This window comes from Micromonospora sp. NBC_00617 (assembly GCF_045161355.1).
In the GTDB taxonomy this organism is placed as follows: Bacteria; Actinomycetota; Actinomycetes; order Mycobacteriales; family Micromonosporaceae; genus Micromonospora.
Genome location: NZ_CP107751.1, coordinates 4,392,442 through 4,412,010 on the forward strand (window position 1 = coordinate 4,392,442; position 19,569 = coordinate 4,412,010).

At 72.8% G+C, this 19,569-nt stretch carries 20 protein-coding genes; 9 read left to right on the forward strand and 11 right to left on the reverse strand.

Annotated features, from left to right (window positions below):
* Positions 1-213: 213 nt before the first annotated feature.
* Complete coding sequence (gene coaD, locus OG505_RS20070; protein ID WP_405426500.1) at positions 214-702, reverse strand: pantetheine-phosphate adenylyltransferase; 489 nt, start codon at positions 700-702, stop codon at positions 214-216.
* Entirely contained in the window at positions 699-1,262 is a 564-nt protein-coding gene (rsmD, locus tag OG505_RS20075) for a 16S rRNA (guanine(966)-N(2))-methyltransferase RsmD (protein WP_355066981.1), read from the reverse strand. The genes coaD and rsmD overlap by 4 nt, the downstream gene beginning before the upstream one ends.
* Before the next feature lie 305 nt (positions 1,263-1,567).
* Here rsmD and OG505_RS20080 point away from each other — a divergent pair, with 305 nt between their 5' ends.
* From OG505_RS20080 to OG505_RS20095, 4 genes are all read left to right on the forward strand, one after another.
* A complete protein-coding gene (locus tag OG505_RS20080) occupies positions 1,568-3,094 on the forward strand; it encodes a cell wall anchor protein (protein ID WP_405426502.1) in 1,527 nt (508 codons plus the stop codon).
* Between the two features lie 396 nt (positions 3,095-3,490).
* A complete protein-coding gene (locus tag OG505_RS20085) occupies positions 3,491-4,330 on the forward strand; it encodes a CPBP family intramembrane glutamic endopeptidase (protein ID WP_405426504.1) in 840 nt (279 codons plus the stop codon).
* Positions 4,327-5,484 carry a sensor histidine kinase gene (locus OG505_RS20090; RefSeq protein ID WP_405426506.1) on the forward strand — a complete coding sequence of 386 codons (1,158 nt, stop codon included), beginning with the start codon at positions 4,327-4,329 and terminating at the stop codon, positions 5,482-5,484. Before OG505_RS20085 ends, OG505_RS20090 begins: the two co-directional genes overlap by 4 nt.
* On the forward strand, positions 5,481-6,140 hold the full coding sequence (locus OG505_RS20095) for a response regulator (protein ID WP_405426508.1): 660 nt from the start codon (positions 5,481-5,483) through the stop codon (positions 6,138-6,140). The genes OG505_RS20090 and OG505_RS20095 overlap by 4 nt, the downstream gene beginning before the upstream one ends.
* Positions 6,141-6,357: 217 nt before the next feature.
* Here OG505_RS20095 and recG read toward each other — a convergent pair whose 3' ends face one another.
* Entirely contained in the window at positions 6,358-8,556 is a 2,199-nt protein-coding gene (gene recG / locus OG505_RS20100; RefSeq protein WP_405426510.1) for an ATP-dependent DNA helicase RecG, read from the reverse strand.
* Positions 8,553-10,166 carry a DAK2 domain-containing protein gene (locus OG505_RS20105; RefSeq protein ID WP_405426512.1) on the reverse strand — a complete coding sequence of 538 codons (1,614 nt, stop codon included), beginning with the start codon at positions 10,164-10,166 and terminating at the stop codon, positions 8,553-8,555. The genes recG and OG505_RS20105 overlap by 4 nt, the downstream gene beginning before the upstream one ends.
* A gap of 276 nt (positions 10,167-10,442) precedes the next feature.
* Here OG505_RS20105 and rpmB point away from each other — a divergent pair, with 276 nt between their 5' ends.
* Positions 10,443-10,634 carry a 50S ribosomal protein L28 gene (rpmB, locus tag OG505_RS20110; RefSeq protein WP_007456456.1) on the forward strand — a complete coding sequence of 64 codons (192 nt, stop codon included), beginning with the start codon at positions 10,443-10,445 and terminating at the stop codon, positions 10,632-10,634.
* Positions 10,635-10,727: 93 nt separating this feature from the next.
* Here the strand turns inward: rpmB and OG505_RS20115 are convergent, their stop codons facing one another.
* Positions 10,728-11,189, reverse strand: a complete 462-nt coding sequence (locus OG505_RS20115) for a GNAT family N-acetyltransferase (protein WP_357494249.1) — start codon at positions 11,187-11,189, stop codon at positions 10,728-10,730.
* 29 nt (positions 11,190-11,218) lie between these two features.
* On the reverse strand, positions 11,219-12,151 hold the full coding sequence (locus OG505_RS20120) for a thiamine-phosphate kinase (RefSeq protein WP_405434615.1): 933 nt from the start codon (positions 12,149-12,151) through the stop codon (positions 11,219-11,221).
* 153 nt (positions 12,152-12,304) lie between these two features.
* Here OG505_RS20120 and OG505_RS20125 point away from each other — a divergent pair, with 153 nt between their 5' ends.
* Both OG505_RS20125 and OG505_RS20130 read left to right on the forward strand, forming a co-directional pair.
* A complete protein-coding gene (locus tag OG505_RS20125; RefSeq protein ID WP_007456453.1) occupies positions 12,305-12,538 on the forward strand; it encodes an Lrp/AsnC ligand binding domain-containing protein in 234 nt (77 codons plus the stop codon).
* Between the two features lie 9 nt (positions 12,539-12,547).
* Positions 12,548-13,225 (forward strand): DUF3515 family protein, encoded by a 678-nt coding sequence (locus OG505_RS20130; RefSeq protein WP_405426515.1) that lies wholly within the window; start codon positions 12,548-12,550, stop codon positions 13,223-13,225.
* 19 nt (positions 13,226-13,244) lie between these two features.
* Here OG505_RS20130 and OG505_RS20135 read toward each other — a convergent pair whose 3' ends face one another.
* A complete protein-coding gene (locus tag OG505_RS20135) occupies positions 13,245-14,345 on the reverse strand; it encodes a D-alanine--D-alanine ligase family protein (protein WP_405426517.1) in 1,101 nt (366 codons plus the stop codon).
* Positions 14,346-14,517: 172 nt separating this feature from the next.
* Positions 14,518-14,736 (reverse strand): hypothetical protein, encoded by a 219-nt coding sequence (locus OG505_RS20140; RefSeq protein WP_234591403.1) that lies wholly within the window; start codon positions 14,734-14,736, stop codon positions 14,518-14,520.
* A gap of 274 nt (positions 14,737-15,010) precedes the next feature.
* Between OG505_RS20140 and OG505_RS20145 the strand changes: the two genes are divergently transcribed.
* Positions 15,011-15,856: a helix-turn-helix domain-containing protein gene (locus OG505_RS20145; protein ID WP_405426519.1), complete on the forward strand. Its 846-nt coding sequence runs from the start codon at positions 15,011-15,013 to the stop codon at positions 15,854-15,856.
* A 5-nt stretch (positions 15,857-15,861) separates the two neighbouring features.
* Positions 15,862-16,062 (forward strand): DUF397 domain-containing protein, encoded by a 201-nt coding sequence (locus OG505_RS20150; protein ID WP_405426521.1) that lies wholly within the window; start codon positions 15,862-15,864, stop codon positions 16,060-16,062.
* Positions 16,063-16,184: 122 nt separating this feature from the next.
* Here the strand turns inward: OG505_RS20150 and OG505_RS20155 are convergent, their stop codons facing one another.
* From OG505_RS20155 to OG505_RS20165, 3 genes are all read right to left on the reverse strand, one after another.
* Entirely contained in the window at positions 16,185-17,234 is a 1,050-nt protein-coding gene (locus OG505_RS20155) for an ROK family protein (protein ID WP_405426523.1), read from the reverse strand.
* Positions 17,235-17,518: 284 nt separating this feature from the next.
* Positions 17,519-18,301 carry a putative protein N(5)-glutamine methyltransferase gene (locus OG505_RS20160; RefSeq protein WP_405426525.1) on the reverse strand — a complete coding sequence of 261 codons (783 nt, stop codon included), beginning with the start codon at positions 18,299-18,301 and terminating at the stop codon, positions 17,519-17,521.
* 146 nt (positions 18,302-18,447) lie between these two features.
* A complete protein-coding gene (locus OG505_RS20165; RefSeq protein WP_405426527.1) occupies positions 18,448-19,566 on the reverse strand; it encodes a cystathionine gamma-lyase in 1,119 nt (372 codons plus the stop codon).
* Between the last annotated feature and the right edge of the window lie 3 nt (positions 19,567-19,569).

Genomic DNA, 19,569 nt, shown 5'->3' on the forward strand with positions numbered 1-19,569 from the left:
CGGGTTCCTGCTCGACCAATCATGTCCTGCCCGCCCCACCACTGCCCCACTCACCCCAACCCGGCGAGTCGCGACATGGTCACTCCCCGCCCCCGGCACTCCCTTCCCCGCGGCGATCTTGCACTTTCGGTCGCGGCAAAGCACCCGAAAGGGCGCGATCCGGGAACAGTAGATGCAAGATCGGCGCGGGGAGGGAGGGGCGTGGCGTTCGGGTTAGGTCAGGGGTGGGGGGCCCAGGCGGGACTGGAGGGCCTCGCGGACCGGGTCCGGGACGTGGGCGGAGATGTCGCCGCCCCACTTGGCCACGTCCTTGACGAGGCTGGAGGAGAGGAACGAGTAGAGCGGGTTGGTCGGCATGAAGAGCGTCTCGACCCCGGCCAGCCCGATGTTCATCTGGGCCATCTGCAACTCGTAGTCGAAGTCGCTGACCGCCCGCAGCCCCTTGATCAACACGCTCGCCTGCTGGGCGCGGCAGAAGTCGACGAGCAGCCCCCGGAAGGACTCGACCCGCACGTTGCCGTACGAGGAGGTCACCTCGCGGAGCATCTCGATCCGCTCCTCGACGGTGAACAGGCCGCTCTTCGACTGGTTCACCAGCACGCCGACGATCACCTCATCGAACAGCCGACTCGCGCGGCCGATGATGTCGAGGTGTCCGTTGGTGACCGGGTCGAACGAGCCGGGACACACCGCACGTCTCATGATCGGCGACCGTACCAAAGGGTGGTCTCGCCGTACCGGCGACTGCGCTCGGGGGTGATCCCCTCCACCCACTCGAACTGCCTGGTGCGGCGGGACCGCTCCACCACCACCAGCGCGTCGGGCGCCAACCAGCCGCCGTCGACAAGCGTCGTCAGCAGCGCGGTGATCTCCGCGTCCGGCACGGCGTAGGGCGGGTCGGCGAAGACCACGTCGTACGGGCCACCGTCCGGGCCGGCGGCCAACACGGTCGCCACCTTGCCGGCGACCAGCCGTACGGCCGGGCCGGCCCGCAGGGTCGCCACGTTCTCCCGGATCACCCGGGCCGCCCGCGGATCGGACTCGACCAGCAGGACGTGCCGGGCGCCCCGGGACAGCGCCTCCAGCCCGACCGCGCCGGAACCGGCGTACAGGTCGGCGAAGCGGGCGCCGTCGAGGTCGACCTCGGACTCGACGGCGCTGAACAGCGCCTCCCGGACCCGGTCGGACGTGGGTCGGGTGCCGGCGCCGGGCGGCGCGGCGATCCGCCGGCCACCGAGCGTCCCGGCCACGATCCGGGTCACCGTCTCCTCCTGCTCATGACACCGACGCTACGCGATCCCTCGGGACCGCCGCCGACACGGTCGGTATCGCCATGACGACCACGTGATCACTTCTCGTATATCAATGATCTCAAGTTCATAACATCAGTCTTAGCAAATCCTGAGCGCTGTATCACGCGCGGCGATATCGCTAGGGTCTGCCGGGTGCCGGCGGCCAACCCGCCGGCCCACGGCTCGGGAGGGCGCCTCTCCGATCGGACGTGCAGCGACCGTCCACTGTCACTCCCGTGCCACACCCCTGACGCTTCAGCACTCCAGGAGTACCCGTGATCCGTCCCAAGCTGTCGCTCCGGCGACCGCTGGCCATCCTGGGAGCCGCCCTCATCGGCCTCACCGGGGTCGTCGCGGTGGCCACCCCAGCCAGCGCACACCACACCACGATCAGCGCCACCGCCGACTGTGACCGGCTCACCGGCGAGCGCGTGATCACGTGGAAGGTGGAGAACAGCGAAGCCAAGAAGGACGCGACCATCCAGAGGGTGACCGCCGACCCGGGCACCCCGGTGACCTCGCTGGTCGAAGGGGCGAAGGAGGCGAAGCCGCTGCAGGGGCTGATCATCCCCATGGCCTCCTCCAAGCTGGCCGTCCAGCGCGTGCCCGGCAACACCACCAAGGCCCACCTCCAGGTCTACGCCGAGTGGATCAAGCAGGGGAAGGTCACGGCGAACCACACCGCCAACGGCGACATCAACCTCGCCGCCGACAGGTCCTGCGCGCCGGCCCCGAAGTGCGTCGACGTCAGCAAGGCCACGTACAGCCACACGTTCGACGGCCCGAAGGGCACCGCCACCGTCAAGCTCGACGGTGACCTGCCGCTCTGCGGCGAGGGCAAGCAGTACTTCACGCTGGTGTCGTACTTCGCGCCCCGGCCGCAGTTCGCCACCCCGCAGTACGTCTACGGCACGCCGGACAGCGACTGGATCGGTGGCACCCAGACCGAGATCACGCTGAACGTCGAGATCCCGGACTGCCACACCCAGGTCGACCTGATCTGGGGCGGCAAGGACCAGGTCATCGACGAGCTGGTCGACGGCGGCAAGCGCTACGACAACATGAAGCTCGGCTCGCCGGGCGCCCCGGGCAACCGGTCCAAGGGTCCGCAGGGCTGGTACAACGGCGGCAGCAAGAGCTGCACCACCCCGGCCTCGACCTTCGCGTCCAACTGCGACGGTTCGGTCGCCGTGTCGCTGAGCAACGACGGCAAGATCAGCAAGTACGCCGTCGAGTTCGAGGTCAAGGGCGAGAACGGCTTCACCAAGAAGGTCTCCGTCGCCCCCGGCAAGGCCGACACCAGCATCGTGGTGCCCGCCGCCGACGCCGGCAAGATCGAGGTCCTGGTCGACGGCAAGGTCATCGAGAACGGCACGTACTCGTGGACGCGTCCCGAGGACTGCCCGCTGCCGGCCGTCACCACCAAGGCCGACTGCAAGGAGTTCGCCCTGACCGTCACCAACCCCGAGGGTGGCCTGCCGGTGAAGACCACCTTCACCTACGGCGACAAGACCGAGACCCGTACGGTCGGGGCCGGCGCGTCGGAGACGGTGACCTTCAAGGCCGGCAAGGACAAGACGGCGATCGTCGCCCTGCCGGACATGGACCTGGAGCTCGAAGCCATCTATACGCCGGAGGGCAACTGCGGCGGTAACGGTGGCGGTGGCGGCGACGACGAGCCGGGCCTCCCGGTCACCGGTGCGGCGGCGGGCGGCATCGCCGCCGGCGCCATCGCCCTGCTGATCGCGGGCGCGGTGCTCTTCGTCATCGCCCGTCGGCGTCGGGTGACCTTCACCGCCTGACCTGACCTGCGCTGAAGCCCGAGGGCGCGTCGACCACCCGGTCGACGCGCCCTCGGTCACTTTCGGAGAGACACCGCCAAAGCAGGAGACCTTCTGCGTGCGTACAGAGGGCAGGGCCCCGGCAAAGTCGTGAGGTATCTGACCTGTGTGGCTTGGGGTAGAAGCGCCGCTGTTGATGGCAGCAGGATCGCCGCCGCCAACCGGCACCACGCCCGCGACGGCACCCGCCCCCTGGCACTACTCGGCATCACCTAACGACTCTGCCGGGGCCCTGGGTCTTGTCCCTCGTGCGAGCTACCCGCAAGTGTCCACCGCACGGTGACGATTGTGGCGGCGAAACTCCATAGGTTTCTTCGTGTCCGCGGCGCTCCGTTCGCGGTCTGCGAAGGAGTCATCATGCGATTCGTCAAACAGCTTCTCGCCGTCGCCGCCGTCACCCTCGTCGGCGGGAAGAGCATCGCCGCCGTCGAGGGCAGCTTCTTCCTCACCCTGGTGATCGGCGCTCTGACGGCGGTGCTGGGCGTGGTCGTATACCGGTGGGTCGTGCGGCGCACCGAGCGCCGCGAGCCGACCGAGCTCGGCCGGGACGGCTGGGGCGGGAAGCTGGGCCGCGGGACGCTCATCGGCTTCGCCATGTTCGCGGCCGTCATCGCCACCATCGCGTTCGTCGGCGGTTACCACGTCGAGAGCTGGGGCTCACCGACGGGAGCGCTGGGTCTGCTCGGGTTCATGGCGGCCGCCGCCGTCACCGAGGAGCTACTGTTCCGGGGGGTGCTGTTCCGGATCATCGAGGAGCGTACGGGCACCTGGATCGCCCTCGCCCTGACCGGCGTGGTGTTCGGCGCGATGCACCTGGCGAACCCGGACGCCACCCTGTGGGGGGCGACCGCCATCGCGATCGAGGCCGGGTTCATGCTGGCCGCCTGCTACGCCGCCACCCGGAACCTGTGGCTCCCGATCGGCCTGCACTTCGGCTGGAACTTCGCCGCCGGCGGTATCTTCAGCGTCGTGGTCTCGGGTAACGGCGAGTCGAAGGGGCTGCTTGAGGCCTCGACGTCGGGGCCGGTCGCGCTGAGCGGTGGCAGCTTCGGGCCGGAGGGCAGCCTGTACGCGGTGCTGGCCGGCGTGGTGCTGACCGTGGTGTTCCTGTGGCTGGCCAAGCGCCGCGGGCACATCGTCCCGCGCCGCCGCCGCCGCACGGCGCAGGCCCCGGCAACCGCTACAGTCTCCCGGTGACCACGCTCCGGAGGCTCCCGGATCTGTGGCGGCAGTGGCCGGTCACGGTCCGGGATCTCCCGTTCGCCCTCGCCCTCGCCCTCGCGGCGGTGGTCCCGGCCCTGGAGCGGCACGGTACGCAGCTCGGCGACCTCCCGGGCCGCCCGTATGACGCGCTGACCGTCGGTGTCGTCGCCCTGGAGTGCCTGCCGCTGGCCGTACGCCGTCGATGGCCGGTCGTCTGCCTCGCGCTGGTGTCGCTCGGCTTCGCGATCGACCAGCTCCGCGGCTACCACACGATCGCGGGTACGGCACTGGCCATCGCGCTCATCAGCGCCAGCGCCCACCTGGAACGGCGCCGCTGGGTCGTCGCGGGGCTCGCCTCGGCGGCGTACGTGGCCCTGGCGGTCTCCCTCGACCGGCTCGGCTCCAGTGAGGGCGTCGCCGGGTTCACCACCTTCTACCTGCTGCTGGCGCTCGCGTGGGGAATCGGGGCGTGGCTGCGCCAGAACCGGGCCGCCGAGGCGGAACGCCGCCGCCATGTCGAGGCCACCACCCGTACGGCGGAGCGCACGCGCATCGCCCGGGAGCTGCACGACGTCGTCACCCACCACGTGACGGCGATGGTCGTGCAGGCCGAGGCGGCGCGCTACCTGACGGGCGCCCCGGACAAGCTGGACCAGACCCTGACCGCGATCACCGGCACTGGCCGCCGGGCCGTCGGCGACCTGCGGCAGCTGCTCGACCTGCTCAACCCGGATCACAGCACCGGCGACCCGCGTACGCCCTCCGTCGGCGACCTGGACGCCCTGGTCGACCAGACCCGGCAGGCCGGGCAGCCGGTCGAGTTCGTCCGGGAGGGCACGCCGCCGGCCGCCACCGGCAGCGCCGAGGTGGCGGCGTACCGGGTGGTGCAGGAGGCGCTGACGAACGCGCTGAAGTACGCGCAGGGCAGCCGGACCAGGGTTCACGTTCACCACGGGGAGGGGGAGACGACCGTGGAGATCAGCACCGACGGCCCCGGATCCGGCGGCGCGTCCCCGGGCGGCAGCGGGCGCGGGCTCGCCGGGCTCCGCGAGCGGGTCACCGTCCTCGGTGGCGACTTCAGCGCGGGCGCGCAGACCGGCGGCGGTTTCCTCGTGCGGGCCCGGATCCCGGCCGGAAACTCGTCATGACCGCGCCGATCCGCGTGCTGGTCTGCGACGACCAGGAACTGATCCGCGCCGGCTTTGCGACGATCATCGACGCCCAGCCCGACCTGGAGATCGTCGGCGAGTGCGGCGACGGGCGCGCGGCCGTCGGCCTGGCCGCCCGGCTCCGGCCGGACGTGGTGGTGATGGACGTGCGGATGCCGGTGCTCGACGGCATCGCGGCGACCCGCCTGCTGGCCGGCGCCGGGGTCCCCGAGCCGGTGAAGGTCCTCGTGGTGACGACGTTCAACCTCGACGAGTACGTCTACGAGGCGCTGCGCGCGGGCGCCAGCGGCTTCCTGCTCAAGGACGCCCCACCGGCGCAGCTGCTCAACGGCATCCGCACGGTCGCGACCGGCGCCGCGCTCCTGGCCCCGGAGGTGACCCGGCAGCTGGTGGGCAGGTACGCGGCCCGCGTCCGCCCGGCCGAGGGCGACCCGGACGGCGGCGCGCTGACCCCGCGCGAGATGGAGGTGCTCCGGCTCATCGCGGAGGGCCTGTCCAACAGCGAGATCGCAGCGGGGCTGGTGATCAGCCAGGAGACGGTCAAAAAGTACGTGTCCCGCATCCTCACCAAGCTCGACCTGCGCGACCGGGTGCAGGCCGTGGTGTACGCGTACCGCCGCGGCCTGGTGACCTGAGCGGTCCGCCACTGCTTCGCGGTGTTCACACAGGCAGCACGACCCGTCCCTTGGGAACTGCGAGCGGTGAGCAGGGTCGTCGGTGGGTAAGCGGGGTCACCAACATCGCCACCGCTCGGCATCGAGCCATCCGGGCGTCTCCAGCAGCTACAGGGCTCGATCCTGCAACGCGACGAACTCGCCATCGCCCGACCCGCCTCCTAGGACCGCTCGGGCCTCAGCCCTTCTCCAGGTACTCCGCGCGGTCCTCGTCGACGAGCGCGGCGACCGACGCGGCCAGCGCCGGGTTGCGGGTCAGCTCCGGGTCCTCCTCGATGAGGGTGATCGCCTCGGCGCGGGCGTCGCGGATCAGGTCGGTGTCGCGTCGCAGGGACAACAGGCGCAGGTGCGAGCGGTGCCCGGACTGGGTGGCCCCCAGCACGTCACCCTCGCGACGCTGCTCCAGATCCAGCTCGGCGAGCTTGAAACCGTCGCTGGTGGACGCCACCGCGTCCAGCCGTTCCCGCGCCGACGAGCCCTCGGCGGCCTCGCTGACCAGCAGGCAGAGCCCGGCGGCGGCACCCCGGCCGACCCGACCACGCAGCTGGTGCAGTTGGGAGACACCGAACCGGTCGGCGTCCAGCACGATCATCACGGTGGCGTTCGGCACGTCCACGCCGACCTCGATCACCGTGGTCGCCACCAGCACGTCCAGGTCGCCGGCCGCGAAGGAGCGCATCACCGCGTCCTTCTCGTCGGCGGGCAGCCGGCCGTGCAGGACCCCGATCCGCAGCCCGTGCAGCGGCCCCTCGGCCAGCAGCGGGGCCACCTCGGTCACGGCGAGGGGCGGTCGGCGACCGTTGTCGTCCTCGGGTGGCGGCTCCTCGTCGGACGTCGGGCCGTCCCCGATTCGCGGGCACACCACGTACGCCTGGTGGCCGGCGGACACCTCCTCGCGCAGCCGCCGCCACGCCCGGTCGAGGAAGGCCGGTTTCTCGGCGGCCGGCACCACGTGCGAGGCGATCGGCGACCGGCCCCGGGGCAGCTGGGAGAGAGTGGACACCTCCAGGTCGCCGTAGACGGTCATCGCCACCGTGCGCGGGATCGGGGTGGCCGTCATCACCAGCGTGTGCGGCGGCTGGTCGGCCTTGGCGCGCAGCGCGTCGCGTTGCTCCACGCCGAAGCGGTGCTGCTCGTCGACCACCACGAGGCCGAGGTCGGCGAAGTCGACGCCCTCGTAGAGCAGCGCGTGGGTGCCGAGCACGATCCCGGCGTTGCCGCTGGCCACCTCGGCGAGCGCCCGGCGGCGGGCTGCCGCGCCCAGCGAGCCGGTGACCAGCTCCACCCGGGTGGCGTGCTCGGCGGAATCCAGCTCACCGGCCCGCCCGAGGGGCCCGAGCAGGTCGAGCATGCCCCGATAGTGCTGGGCGGCCAGCACCTCGGTGGGGGCCAGCAGCGCGGCCTGCCCGCCCGCGTCGACCACCTGGAGCATGGCCCGCAGCGCCACCACCGTCTTGCCCGAGCCGACCTCGCCCTGCAACAACCGGTGCATCGGGTGCGCGGCGGCCAGGTCGGCGGCGATCTCCGCGCCCACCTCGCGCTGGCCGGCGGTCAGCTCGTACGGCAGACGGGCGTCGAACGCGGCCAGCAGCCCACCCGTGCGCGGCGGACGGGGCCGGGCCGGCCAGTCGGCGGCCCGATGCTTGCGCTGCACCAGCGTCACCTGGACGGCGAACGCCTCGTCCCACTTGAGCCGCCGCCGGGCCCGGTACAGGGCCTCCTTCGTGGACGGCCGGTGGATCTCCCGCAGCGCCGCGCCCAGGTCGACGAGGTTGCGGCTGGCGCGCACGGCGGCCGGCAGTGGGTCGTCCGGCGGGGTGAACGTGTCCAACACGACCCGTACGCAGCGGGCGATCACCCAGGTCGGGACGGCCGCCGCCGCCGGGTACACGGGGATCAGCGCACCGGCGAACTCCTCGATCTCGTCGCTGACCGCCGCCTCGCCTTCACCCCCCTCGCCGAGCAGGACGTACTCCGGGCCGTTGAGCTGGCGTTTGCTCCGGAACTCGGTGACCTTGCCGGCGAACAGCCCCCACCGGCCCGGACGCAGCTCCCGTTCGCGCCACGCCTGGTTGCCGAAGAACGTCAGCGTCAGCAGGCCGCCGGAGCCGTCGCCGACGGTCACCTCCAGCAGGTTGCCCCGGCGCTGGCGCATCGGCCGTACGGCGGTGCGCTGCACCTGGGCCAGCACGGTGACCTGCTCACCGACGTCCAGCGACCGGATGTCGGTGTGCTCGCCGCGCTCGTCGTAGCGGCGCGGGAAGTGGTAGATCAGGTCACCCGCGGTGTGCAGGTCGAGGTGGGCGGCCAACGCCTTGGCCGTCTTGTCCCCGACGAGCTTCTTCAACGGGGTGTCCACCGTGGCCGGCTCGCTCATTCGACCCCCACCAGAAGCGGATAGAACGGCTGGCCGCCCGGGTACGCCTGCACCTCGACGAACGGCCAGCGCCGCGCGACGTGCGCGCGGACGGCATCGGTGAGCTCGGCGGGGGCGTCCAGCCCGGCCAGCAGGGTGACCAGCTCCCCGCCACCGCCGAGCATCCGGTCGACCACGGCAGCGCAGGTGTCGGTGAGATCGGTGCCGATCAGGTGCACCTCCCCCTCGACCAGCGCCAGCACGTCGCCGGGGCGGCAGGGGCCGGCGACCGTCAGCGCCTCCCGGCTGGCGTGGCAGACCTCGGCGTAGCGGCAGGCGCCGGCCGCCTCCGCCATCGCGATCACGTCGTCCTCGAAGCGGCGGGTGCCGTCGCGGACCGCCAGGGCCGCGAGGGCCTGCACCGGCGACCGGGTCGGCACCACGCTCACCTTGATGCCGTGCCGGCGTGCCTCGCGGGCCGCCGCGCTCGCGACCGCCTCCGTGTTGGGGTCGTTGGGCAGCACCACCACCCGGGACGCCCCGGTGCCGCGCACGGCGTCCAGCAGCTCGCCCGTGGACGGGTTGCCGGGCACCACCGTCGCGCCCTCGGCGGCGAACAGCTCCGCGATCCCGCTGCCGGTGGCCACCACCACGGCGGCCCGACCGTCCTCGGTCGTGCCCCCGGACGGCTCCGGCTGGTCGGCGAAGCGGGTCACCGAGATCCGGTACGGGCGGCCGGCGGCGACCCCCGCCTCGACCGCCGCGCCCACGTCGTTGACGTGCACGTGCACGTTCCAGGTGCCGCCCGGCTCGCGCCCGTCGCCGACGACGACCAGCGAGTCACCCAGCGCCTCCAGGGTCCGGCGCAGCACGGCCACCGCGTCGGCGTGGGCGTCGAGCAGGAACTGCACCTCGTAGGCGTACTCCTCGGAACCGGTCTCCCGCGCGACGGTGGCCGCCGGGCGGGCGGTGCGCGGCGGCGGCGCGAGCCCGCTGGCGCTCTCCCCGGTGAGCACCTCGACCAGGGCGTCGAGCAGGACGCAGAGCCCTCGCCCGCCCGCGTCGACGACCCCCGCGCGGGCCAGGGCCGGCAGCTGCTCGGGCGTGCGGGCCAGGGCCTCGGTCGCCGCCCGCGCCGCGCCCCGCGCCACCGCGGGCAGGTCGTCGCCGCCCACCTGCTCGGCCCCGGTGGCGGCCGCGGCGACGACGGTGAGCAGGGTGCCCTCCACGGGACGGCCGACCGCCGTGTACGCGGCGGCCGTCGCGGCCCGCAGCGCGACGGCCAGGGCCCGCCCGCGCACCAAAGGCACGGCGACGACGGCGTCGGCGAAGCCGCGCAGGATCTGCGACAGGATGACCCCCGAGTTGCCCCGGGCGCCGAGCAGCGCGCCCTGGGCCATCAGCCGCAGCGCGTGCCCGTGGGCGGTGGGACCGCTGTCGGGGAGGGTGTCCAGGTCCATCGACAGGGCCTGCTGGGCCGAGGTGAGGGTGAGCACCAGGTTGGTGCCGGTGTCACCGTCGGGCACCGGATAGACGTTGAGCGCGTCGATCTCGCCCTGGTGGCGCTTGAGCGCGGCCAGCCCGCTCGCGCACCAGCGGCGGACCGCGGCGGCGTCGAGGGTGTCCAGCACGGCCAGAAGCCTACTGTTGCGCACCGACACGCGGCGGACTCGTCCGGCGTGTCCGTCCGCGCCCGGTCCGACGGTGCTCCCGGGCCGGGCCGACGCCTCCGGTACGGTTGCCGCCGGGCCGGCCCACCCGGCCCACCAGCAGGCGCGGGCCGGGCCGTGCACGACCGCCCGACCGGGCCGGTTGGCCGGGTCGGCGGGTCATCGGGTAACCTGACCAGGTTGCCCGGGCAGCGCCTGCCGGCGACCTCATGAACGTTTCAATCCCAGGAGTATCCCGTGGCTAGCGTGTGCGACGTCTGTGGCAAGGGACCGGGCTTCGGCCACAACGTGTCCCACTCGCACCGGCGGACCAACCGCCGCTGGAACCCGAACATCCAGTCGGTGCGTACCCCGGCCGGTGGCGGCAACACCAAGAAGTTGCAGGTCTGCACCTCGTGCATCAAGGCCGGCAAGGTCACCCGCGCCTGACGCGGCAGCACCAACTCTTCTCGTTCGGCTCAGCCGGCGGCCCCCTGCGGTCCGCCGGCTCTGTCGTGTCCGCACCCGGGTGAGCGCCGCCGCTCAGAGCGTGCGGCCGAAGGAGACGCAGCCCTCCGCGTCCTTATAGAAGCCGAAGTTCGGGATCCGGTCATAGCCGGCGGACGCGTACATGGCGATCGCTTCGGGCTGTTTGTCGCCGCACTCCAGGACCATCCGCTTGCGGCCCTGCTCACGGGCCGAGCGCTCGACGGCCGCGAGGACCGTCCGCGCCACGCCGCGACCACGGGCCGCCGGGGCGGTGTACATCCGCTTCAGCTCGGCGGTGTCCGCACCGTGGCTGCGCCAGCCGCCGCAGCCGACCGGCTCACCGGCCAGGTAGGCGACGAGGAACGCGCCGTCCGGCGGCTCGAACTCGCTCGCGGCGACCGGGGTGTCGTCGCCGGTGCCCCCGTAGCGGGCACCGAGGTCGGCCAGCGCGGCCCGGATCAACTGCTGCGCCACCGGCGCGTCGAACCGCACCACCCGGATCTCGATCTCACTCACGGTGTCCAGAATACGGCCGGCGCGCGGCGTCACCGGAAGTGGTCCCAGCCCCGGGGCCCGTCGTAGACGCTGCCGTCGACCGTCACTCCGGCACCCTCCGTGACCAGGCCGATGGGCCGCCACTCCGGCGGCAACGCCACCGTCGCGGGAAAGGTCGCGGCCAGCGCGTGGTCCTCGCCACCGGCCAGAATCCAGGTGTACGGGTCGACGCCGAGTGCCCGCGCGGCGTCGGCCATCTGCCGGGGCACCTCGAACGCGTCGCGACGCACGTCGATCGCCACACCGCTGGCCTGGGCCACGTGCCCGAGATCGGCGAGGAGCCCGTCCGAGACGTCGATCATCGAGGTCGCGCCGAGCTGGGCGGCCTGCGGCCCGGACGGGTAGGCGACCTGCGGCCGCCGGTACGCCTCGACCAGCAGCCGGGGGGTGCGGAAGCCCCGGCTGAGCACGGTCAGCCCGGCCGCCGCGTACCCGATGCGGCCGGCCAGGGCCAGCACGTCCCCGGGGCGGGCGCCGGAGCGCACCACCGGCGCCCGGCCGCCGAGGTCACCCAGCGCGGTGACCGCGATGGTCAGGGTGGGGCTGGCCGACATGTCCCCGCCGACCACGCTCGCGCCGACCGTGGCGGCCTCCGCGGCCAACCCGTCGGCCAGGCCCTCCGCCCAGCTCGCCTGGAGGTCGGCGGGCATGCAGAGGGCGACCAGCAGGGCGGTCGGGGTGGCGCCCATCGCCGCGACGTCGGCCAGGTTGGCCGCCGCGGCCCGGTGACCGACGTCGCGCGCCGAGCACCAGTCCCGCCGGAAGTGCCGCCCGTCGACCAGCACGTCCGTGCAGGCGACCACCCGGGCGTCCGGCGCGGCCACCACTGCCGCGTCGTCACCCGGGCCGAGCAGGGTCGTCGGGCCCATCGCCAATCGGGCGGTGATCCGCCCGATCAGCCCGAACTCGCCGATCCCGGCCACACTGGCGCCACCGCCGGCGTTCGGCCCGTACTGCCCGGCACCGCCGTGCTCGCTCACCGCTGCTCCTTGACCACCGATAGGGATCAGACCTGGTCCGTAAGGTAGTTTCACCCTTCGGGCCGCCCCTGGGCGGCGACGGACGGAGGTCGAGTCGTGGTACAGGCGTACATCCTCATCCAGACCGAGGTCGGCCGCGCACGTGACGTGGCGGGTCTCATCGCGGACATCGCCGGCGTGGTACGCGTCGACGCCGTCACCGGGCCGTACGACGTGGTCGTCCTCACCGAGGCGAACACCGTCGACGAGCTCGGCAAACTGATCGTCAGCAAGGTGCAGATGGTGCCCGGCATCACTCGCACCCTCACGTGTTCGGTGGTGCGGCTGTAAGTGGACGAGATGACGACCTCCTCCTCACCGGCTCTGGACGACGACGGCAAGCGCGACGCGCCCGAGCCGGCTGACGGTAACCGCGAGACCGACGACCCGGCCGCCGACGCGCCGGCCGGACGCGACCGGACGATCCGTGGCGCGGCCCTGCTGGCCACGTTGATCGCCCTGCCGGTCACGCTGCTGGTGGCCGTGCTGGCGTTCACGAAGCTCTCCCCGGATACGCCGGCCGCCGCGCCGAGCCCGTCCGCGACGACCCCCCGGGTACAGTCCACGGCACCCGTGGAGATGGCCGCACCGGCGCTGGCCGCCCGCCCGGCCACGGTGTGCCGAGCCCTGGTCTCGCAGCTGCCAGAGAGCATCCGCGACCTGGCCCAGCGCCCGGTCACCGCCGGCCCGGAGCAGAACGCCGCGTACGGCGATCCGGCCCTGACCGTGGCCTGCGGCGGCACCGAGCCGACCTTCCCGCCCACCGACGAGGTGTGGCGGGTCAACTCGGTGTGCTGGCACCCGACCGAACAGGGCGACGCGACGGTGCTCACCACTGTCGACCGGGAGACGCCGGTCACGGTACGCATCCCGCGCTCCTACGAGCAGGCGCTGCAGTGGGCGGCGCCGATCTCCAGCACGATCGTTGCGACGGTGCCCTCCGGCGGCGACGTCCCGTCCGGCTGCAACAAGAGCTGACCCGGGCCGCCTCGGCGGCTCAGTGCAGGCCGACGCCGCGCCGCTGGGCGGTGCGGATCAGCCGGTTGACCAGCTTGGGGTACTCCAGGCCGGAGGCCGCCCACATCCGGGGGAACATCGACGTCGGGGTGAACCCGGGCATCGTGTTGATCTCGTTGAGGTAGACGTCCAGCTCGGGGGTGACGAAGAAGTCGGCCCGGGCCAGGCCGGCACAGTCCAGGGCGGTGAACGCGCGGACCGCGTACTCCCGCACCTGGCGGGTCACCTTGTCCGGCAGGCCGGCCGGGATGTCGTACTCGCAGGAGTCGTCGAGGTACTTGGCCTCGAAGTCGTAGAAGTCGTGGTCGGCGACGACCCGCACCTCGGCCAGCACGGACGCCTCGGGGGCACCGCCTGCCTCGCCCTCCAGCACGCCGCACTCGATCTCGCGGCCGACGATCGCGGCCTCGATGATGACCTTCGGGTCGAACTGCCGGGCGGCGGCGACCGCCGCGTCCAGCTCGGCCCAGTCGGTGACGCGGGTGATGCCGAACGACGAGCCGGCGCGGGACGGCTTGACGAAGACCGGCAGGCCGAGCCGCTCCTTGTCCTGCTCGCTGAGCGTCATTCCGTTGCGCAGCACCGCGTACGCGCCGACCGGGATGCCCTCGACCGCGCAGAGCTTCTTGGTGAACTCCTTGTCCATGGCGGCGGCGGAGGCGAACACGTTCGCCCCCACATAGGGGATGCCGGCCATCTCCAGCATGCCCTGGATGGTGCCGTCCTCGCCGTACGTGCCGTGCAGGACCGGGAAGACCACGTCCACGTCGGCCAGCGCCCGGGGGCCCTCGGTCTGGTCGAGCACCATCAGCCCGTTGCCGGTCGGGTCGGCGCGCAGCACGAGGTCCGTCCCGGATTCGGCGGTGATCTCCGGGAGCTGGCGGGCGTTGATGGCGAGCTGGGCGGGGTTACCGCTGGTCAGCACCCACTGGCCGGCGCGGGTGATGCCCACCGGCACCACCTCGTACTCGTCCGGGTCGAGTGCGGCGAACACGCTGCCGGCGCTGACGCAGGAGATGCCGTGTTCCGGGCTGCGGCCGCCGAAGACGATCGCCACGCGGGTCTTGCCTGGGGTGGTCACTCCGGTCACCTCTTTGTACGCGACTGCGGCTGGTCGTGCTCGCCGGTGGCGCTCACCCGGTTGACCTTACTGTGCGTGGCGATCAGGCGCGGCGATACCCGGCGAGCCCCGAAACGACACGGCAATCGGTCAACAGAGTATATACGGTGCGTGACGGGATGTCCGAGGCTGGTCAGTCCCCGGCGTGCCGGCGGCCGACCGCGATCACCTTCACCCGCTGCCGCCCGGCCCGCACCATGCCCAGCGCCATGAAGGCGCCGGCGATCCGGTCGGCGGCCTCCCTGCTGCTGGCGCCGACCACCTGGCGGCGGCGCTCGGGGGTGACGCGTTCGTTGCGGTCGACGCCCTCGACGGGACGCACGTCGGTGAGGACGACCAGGAAGCGGGTCATCGCGGGCCCTCGCGCTGCGGGGCGAGAGACTTCGGACCGGCGAGCACGTCGTCTCCTTCCGGCGGGCTGGAACGGGCGGCACGCGACGATCGGGTACGGGGGAGAAACCCGATCGCCGCGCGCCCTATCCCCTCCGGTCGCTCACCACCACCGTCGCCACGACAACCGGCGGTGAGGACGCGATGACAGATTGACACGTCTACAGCCATGAATGCAACTCTCATCGGCTATCTCTCATGTACCCGTTCCCATGAATGTGTGCGACCATCGATGCATGGCACCGAAGACCGCCCGCGCCCGCCGGCTCGGCATCGCCCTGCGCCAATACCGGGAAGCCGCCGGGCTGACGCTGGAGACCGCCGCGGATGAGATCAACAGCACCCGCAGCACCCTCTCCCGCTATGAGAACGCCCAGACGCTGATCAGCCCGGCCACCGTGCGTGCCCTGCTCACCTCGTACGGGGCCGGTTCCGAGGAGGTGGCCGCCGCGGTACAGCTCGCCAAGGACGCTCGCAAACCGGGCTGGTGGGTGTCGTACTCGTACCTGCTCGACCCGCGCACCATCGACTTCATCGCCTTGGAGGCGGAGGCGACCGCCATCGCCAACTTCGAGCCCTCGGTGGTGCCCGGCCTGCTCCAGACCGCCGACTACATCCGCGGCGTGATGCGCGGCGGCCCGCACACCCTCGGCGACGAACTGGTGGAGCAGCGGGTCAAGGTCCGACTCGACCGCCAGGTGCGGCTCACCGCCGACACCCCACCCATCCTCGACGCGATCATCGACGAGGGCGCGCTGCTGCGCCCGGTCGGTGACCAGTCGGTGATGGACGGCCAGCTACGGCACCTCGTCAAGATGGCCGAACTGCCGAACATCACCGTCCAGGTGATCCCGCTCTCCGCCGGTTACCACCGGGGCACCCGGGGCTCGCTGCACATCCTGGAGTTCGCCGACCCGGAGGACCCGATCATCGCGTCGGTGGAGACCGTCGCCGGTCAGATGATCCTCGACCGCGCGGGCGAGACGCGTACCTGCACCAAGATCATGGAGCATCTGCGCAGCGTGGCGCTCAGCCCGGCGGACAGCCGGGCGATGCTCCTGTCAGTCCTGAAGGGACGGTAGGACCGATGACACCGACGATCACAGCGGCGTTGGCCACGGCGGCGTGGCGCAAGAGCAGCCGCAGCGGCGATGAGGGCGCCTGCGTGGAGGTGGCCACGATCCCTGAACTGGTGGCCGTCCGCGACTCCAAGGACCCGGCCGGCCCGGCCCTGCTGTTCCAACCGGCGGCCTGGGCCGCCTTCGCCCAGGCCCCGCCGCGCCGCTGACCGGAGCGCGACCACCCCGCCCCCGCGCCCCGCTGACCGGGCCCGCACCGCCCGATCAGCGGGGCGCGGGCGGGGAGGGGACGCCCAAGGCAGGCGGGCACGGCCGACGAGCGGGGGAAGACTCAGGCGACCAGCGGGCGGGGCTCCGGCACGGCGCGCAGCGCCTCCAGGGCGGCGATCGCCACGCCCCTGGCACCGGCCATGTCGCGGTCCGGAACCAGCGCGAACGTGGCCACCGCAGCCTGCTCCTCGCGGAGGACGGTGTGCTCGCGGACGGTCGCCAGGAACCAGTCGCGGAACTCCGGCGCCGCCTCCACCACCCCGCCCCCCACGAAGTACGCGTGGGGATCGGTGAAGTTGGCCGCCACGGTGAACAGGCGGCCCAGCGCCATCGCCTGCTGGGTGAAGAGGTCCCGGGCCAGCGCGTCACCCCGCTCGCCGTAGCCCCGCACCAGCTTCGCCGCCCGCGCCGCCGGCTCGGCGGCCAGCGGGTGGTCGGGGTGGCGGGTCAGCCAGTACGGCAGCAGGTTGTTCTCGATGCCGGTCAGCGAGGCGACGCTCTCCACATCGCCGGTGAAGCCGCAGGCGCAGGTGGGTTCCGGCTGACCCGGGCCGAGCAGCCCGTTCAGCGGGATGTGCACGTGACCCAGCTCGCCCGCCATGCCGGCGGCGCCGGCGATCACCCTGCCGCTCTCGACCACCCCGCCGCCGAGGCCCGTGCCGACGATCGCGGAGACCGACGACCGAGTCATCGCCTCGTCGCCGAAGTACACGTGGTGGGCGTAGAGCGCGGCCGCGTTGCCGTCGTTGTGGTAGATCACCGGCAGGCCGAGCCGCCGCTGGAGCGCGCCCCGCACGTCGAAACCACGCCAGGCCGGCTGGGAGAAGTTGGTCGAGCCGCGCGACGAGATGACGCCGGTGGCGCTGGCCGGGCCGGGCGTGTCCAACCCGACCGCCCGGACCAGGTCACGAGAGACGCCGGTCTGCGCCAGAGCCCCGTCCAGCGCCTGGGCGAGCGCTTCGATCGCCGCCTCCGGCCCGGCGCGCACCTCGCTCGGGATCTCCAGCAGCCCGTCCACCAGGAACCTGCCGTCCACCGTCAGGACGGTGGCGTTGTTGCTGGTGCCGCCGTTGTCCAGGCCGACGACCACCGGCACACCTGCGCTGCCCACCGCAACCGCCTCCCGCCCTCATGAGTGTGAGCCGAGGCTAGTGCCAACCCCGCTCCCCCGCCACGCCCGCCCACTGAAACTGGGGCTGGGGGTACCAGCCGAGCTCCGGTGACATCCGGAGTTACTGTCCCCGGTGCCCCGGACTGCTGTCGCGCGTCCTTTGCTCTGCTTCACTCCGCGCAACACGAATCGGCCGCGAGTGTTGCGCCGGTTGAAGCAGAGCAAAGGACGCGAACAAGTGGGCGGGTCAACCAGGCACCTCCGCCGCAGCGCTGCTGGGCGGATCAGCCTGGGCGGCCGGCTGTCACCGCCGTGGCGTCCAGGTCCTCGTCGTGTCGTACTGTCGGCACCAGTCCGGCTGCATGGAACGCCGCGCAGAGCGCGTCGGTCTGCGTTTCGCCGGCCTCGACCACCAGGTGGCCGCCGGGCGCCAGCCAGCGCGCCGCGTCGGCGCCCACCCGGCGCAGCACGGTGAGCCCGTCCGGCCCGCCGTCGAGCGCCACCGGGGCCTCGTGCAGCCGCGCCTCCGGCGGCATCAGCGCCACCGCCTCGGTCGGCACGTACGGGGCGTTGGCCACCACCAGGTCGAGCCGCCCCCGCCAGTGCGCCGGCAGCGGAGCGAACAGGTCACCCTCGTACACCTCGGCGGGCAGCCCGGCGAGGTTGCGGCGGGCGCACGCCACCGCCGCCGGGTCGATGTCGACGGCAGCCAGCCAGCGGGGCGCGAGCCGGCGGGCCAGCGCGACAGCGGTGGCCCCGGAGCCGCAGCAGAGGTCGACAACTGCCGGTGCCGGGCCGGTCAGCTCGACGGCGGCGTCGACCAGCAGGGCCGTCCGACCGCGCGGCACGAAGACGCCCGCGTCGACGGCGATCCGCAGACCGCAGAACTCGGCCCAGCCGAGCAGGTACTCCAGCGGCTCGCCCGCCACGCGCCGGGCGGTCAGGTCGGCCAGCGTCGTCGGGGAGTCCGCGGCGGCCAGCAACAGCTCGGCCTCGTCCTCGGCGTAGACGCAACCGGCGGCGCGCAGCCGGCTCACGAGGGTGGTTCGGTCGGCGGGAAAGGGCATGAGAAAACCTCCGGGAACGCTCGCCGGCGCTCCCGAGGCCGCTAGAGCGGCGTGGACACGGGAGGAAGCGCCGGTCCTAATGGCTGGCGGATCGGTCTCACCTCCTCCGGTCGAGGCCCGCACTCGTGGGCCGCGGACACGATAACTCAGACCGGTCCGGCGGCGTCCAGGGCGGCGGCGATGTCGGCCACCAGGTCGGGTGTGTCCTCCACACCGCAGGAGAGCCGGACGAAGCCGGGGGCGGTGTCGTCCCCCCACTGCGCCCGCCGGTCCGCCGTGGTGTGCAGACCGCCGAACGAGGTGGCCGCCGCCACCAGCCGGGCGGCCTCGACGAAGCGGGCCACCCGGTCGGCGTCGCCCAGGTCGAACGAGAGCACCCCGGGCATCCGGCGCATCTGCGCCGAGGCCACCGCGTACGCGGGGTCGTCCGGCAACCCCGGCCAGCGCAGACCGGTCACGTCCGGCCGACCCGCCAGCAGGTCGGCGACGGCTGCGGCGTTCGCGCTCTGCCGGGCCAGCCGCAGGTCGAGGGTCGCCAGCGACCGGTGCGCCAACCAGGCGTCGAACGCTCCCGGAACCGAGCCGGTGGCGGTACGCCAGAGCGTCACCGCCTCGATCACCTCGGCGGACCGGCTGGCCAGGTAGCCCAGCAGCAGGTCGGAGTGGCCGGTGAGCGCCTTCGTGCCGGAGGCCACCACCAGGTCGGCGCCGAGGTCCAGCGGGCGCTGCCCGAGCGGGGTGGCCGTGGTGTTGTCGACCGCGAGCAGGGCGCCGGCGGCGTGCGCCCGCTCCGCGAGGGCGGCCACGTCGACCACGTCCAGACCCGGGTTGGCCGGGGTCTCCACCAGCACCAGCCGGACGCCCTCGAAGGTCGGGTACGGCCCCACGGTCGGCACGAAGACCACCCGTACGCCGATCGTCTCCAGCACGGCGGTGGCGAACGCCCGGACGGAGAAGTAGCCGTCGGAGGGCAGCATGACGGTGTCCCCGGGGCGCAGCAGGGTGAGCAGCGTCCCGGTGATGGCGGCCTGACCGCTGGTGAAGACCCGGCAGTCGCCGCCCTCCAACTCGCCCACGGCAGCCTCCAACAGCCGACGGGTCGGGTTGTCGGGGCGGCCGTAGCCGTTCGGCGACGTGCCCTGGCCCTGCCACGGGTCGAGGTGGTACGGCGCGGCGAAGACCGGCCCCGGCAGGAACGGGTCACCCGGCGCCGGCTCGGGCAGGCCGGCCCGCACGCAGCGGGTGCCGTCTCCCAGTTCCCTCATCGG

What these genes read in the sequence shown, in the direction of transcription:
- coaD (WP_405426500.1), bottom strand. Translation starts at nt 702, where the DNA reads ATGAGACGTGCGGTGTGTCCCGGCTCGTTCGACCCGGTCACCAACGGA.
- OG505_RS20085 (WP_405426504.1), top strand. Translation starts at nt 3,491, where the DNA reads ATGCGATTCGTCAAACAGCTTCTCGCCGTCGCCGCCGTCACCCTCGTC.
- OG505_RS20095 (WP_405426508.1), top strand. Translation starts at nt 5,481, where the DNA reads ATGACCGCGCCGATCCGCGTGCTGGTCTGCGACGACCAGGAACTGATC.
- recG (WP_405426510.1), bottom strand. Translation starts at nt 8,556, where the DNA reads ATGAGCGAGCCGGCCACGGTGGACACCCCGTTGAAGAAGCTCGTCGGG.
- OG505_RS20130 (WP_405426515.1), top strand. Translation starts at nt 12,548, where the DNA reads ATGACGACCTCCTCCTCACCGGCTCTGGACGACGACGGCAAGCGCGAC.
- OG505_RS20140 (WP_234591403.1), bottom strand. Translation starts at nt 14,736, where the DNA reads ATGACCCGCTTCCTGGTCGTCCTCACCGACGTGCGTCCCGTCGAGGGC.
- OG505_RS20145 (WP_405426519.1), top strand. Translation starts at nt 15,011, where the DNA reads ATGGCACCGAAGACCGCCCGCGCCCGCCGGCTCGGCATCGCCCTGCGC.
- OG505_RS20150 (WP_405426521.1), top strand. Translation starts at nt 15,862, where the DNA reads ATGACACCGACGATCACAGCGGCGTTGGCCACGGCGGCGTGGCGCAAG.
- OG505_RS20160 (WP_405426525.1), bottom strand. Translation starts at nt 18,301, where the DNA reads ATGCCCTTTCCCGCCGACCGAACCACCCTCGTGAGCCGGCTGCGCGCC.
- OG505_RS20165 (WP_405426527.1), bottom strand. Translation starts at nt 19,566, where the DNA reads ATGAGGGAACTGGGAGACGGCACCCGCTGCGTGCGGGCCGGCCTGCCC.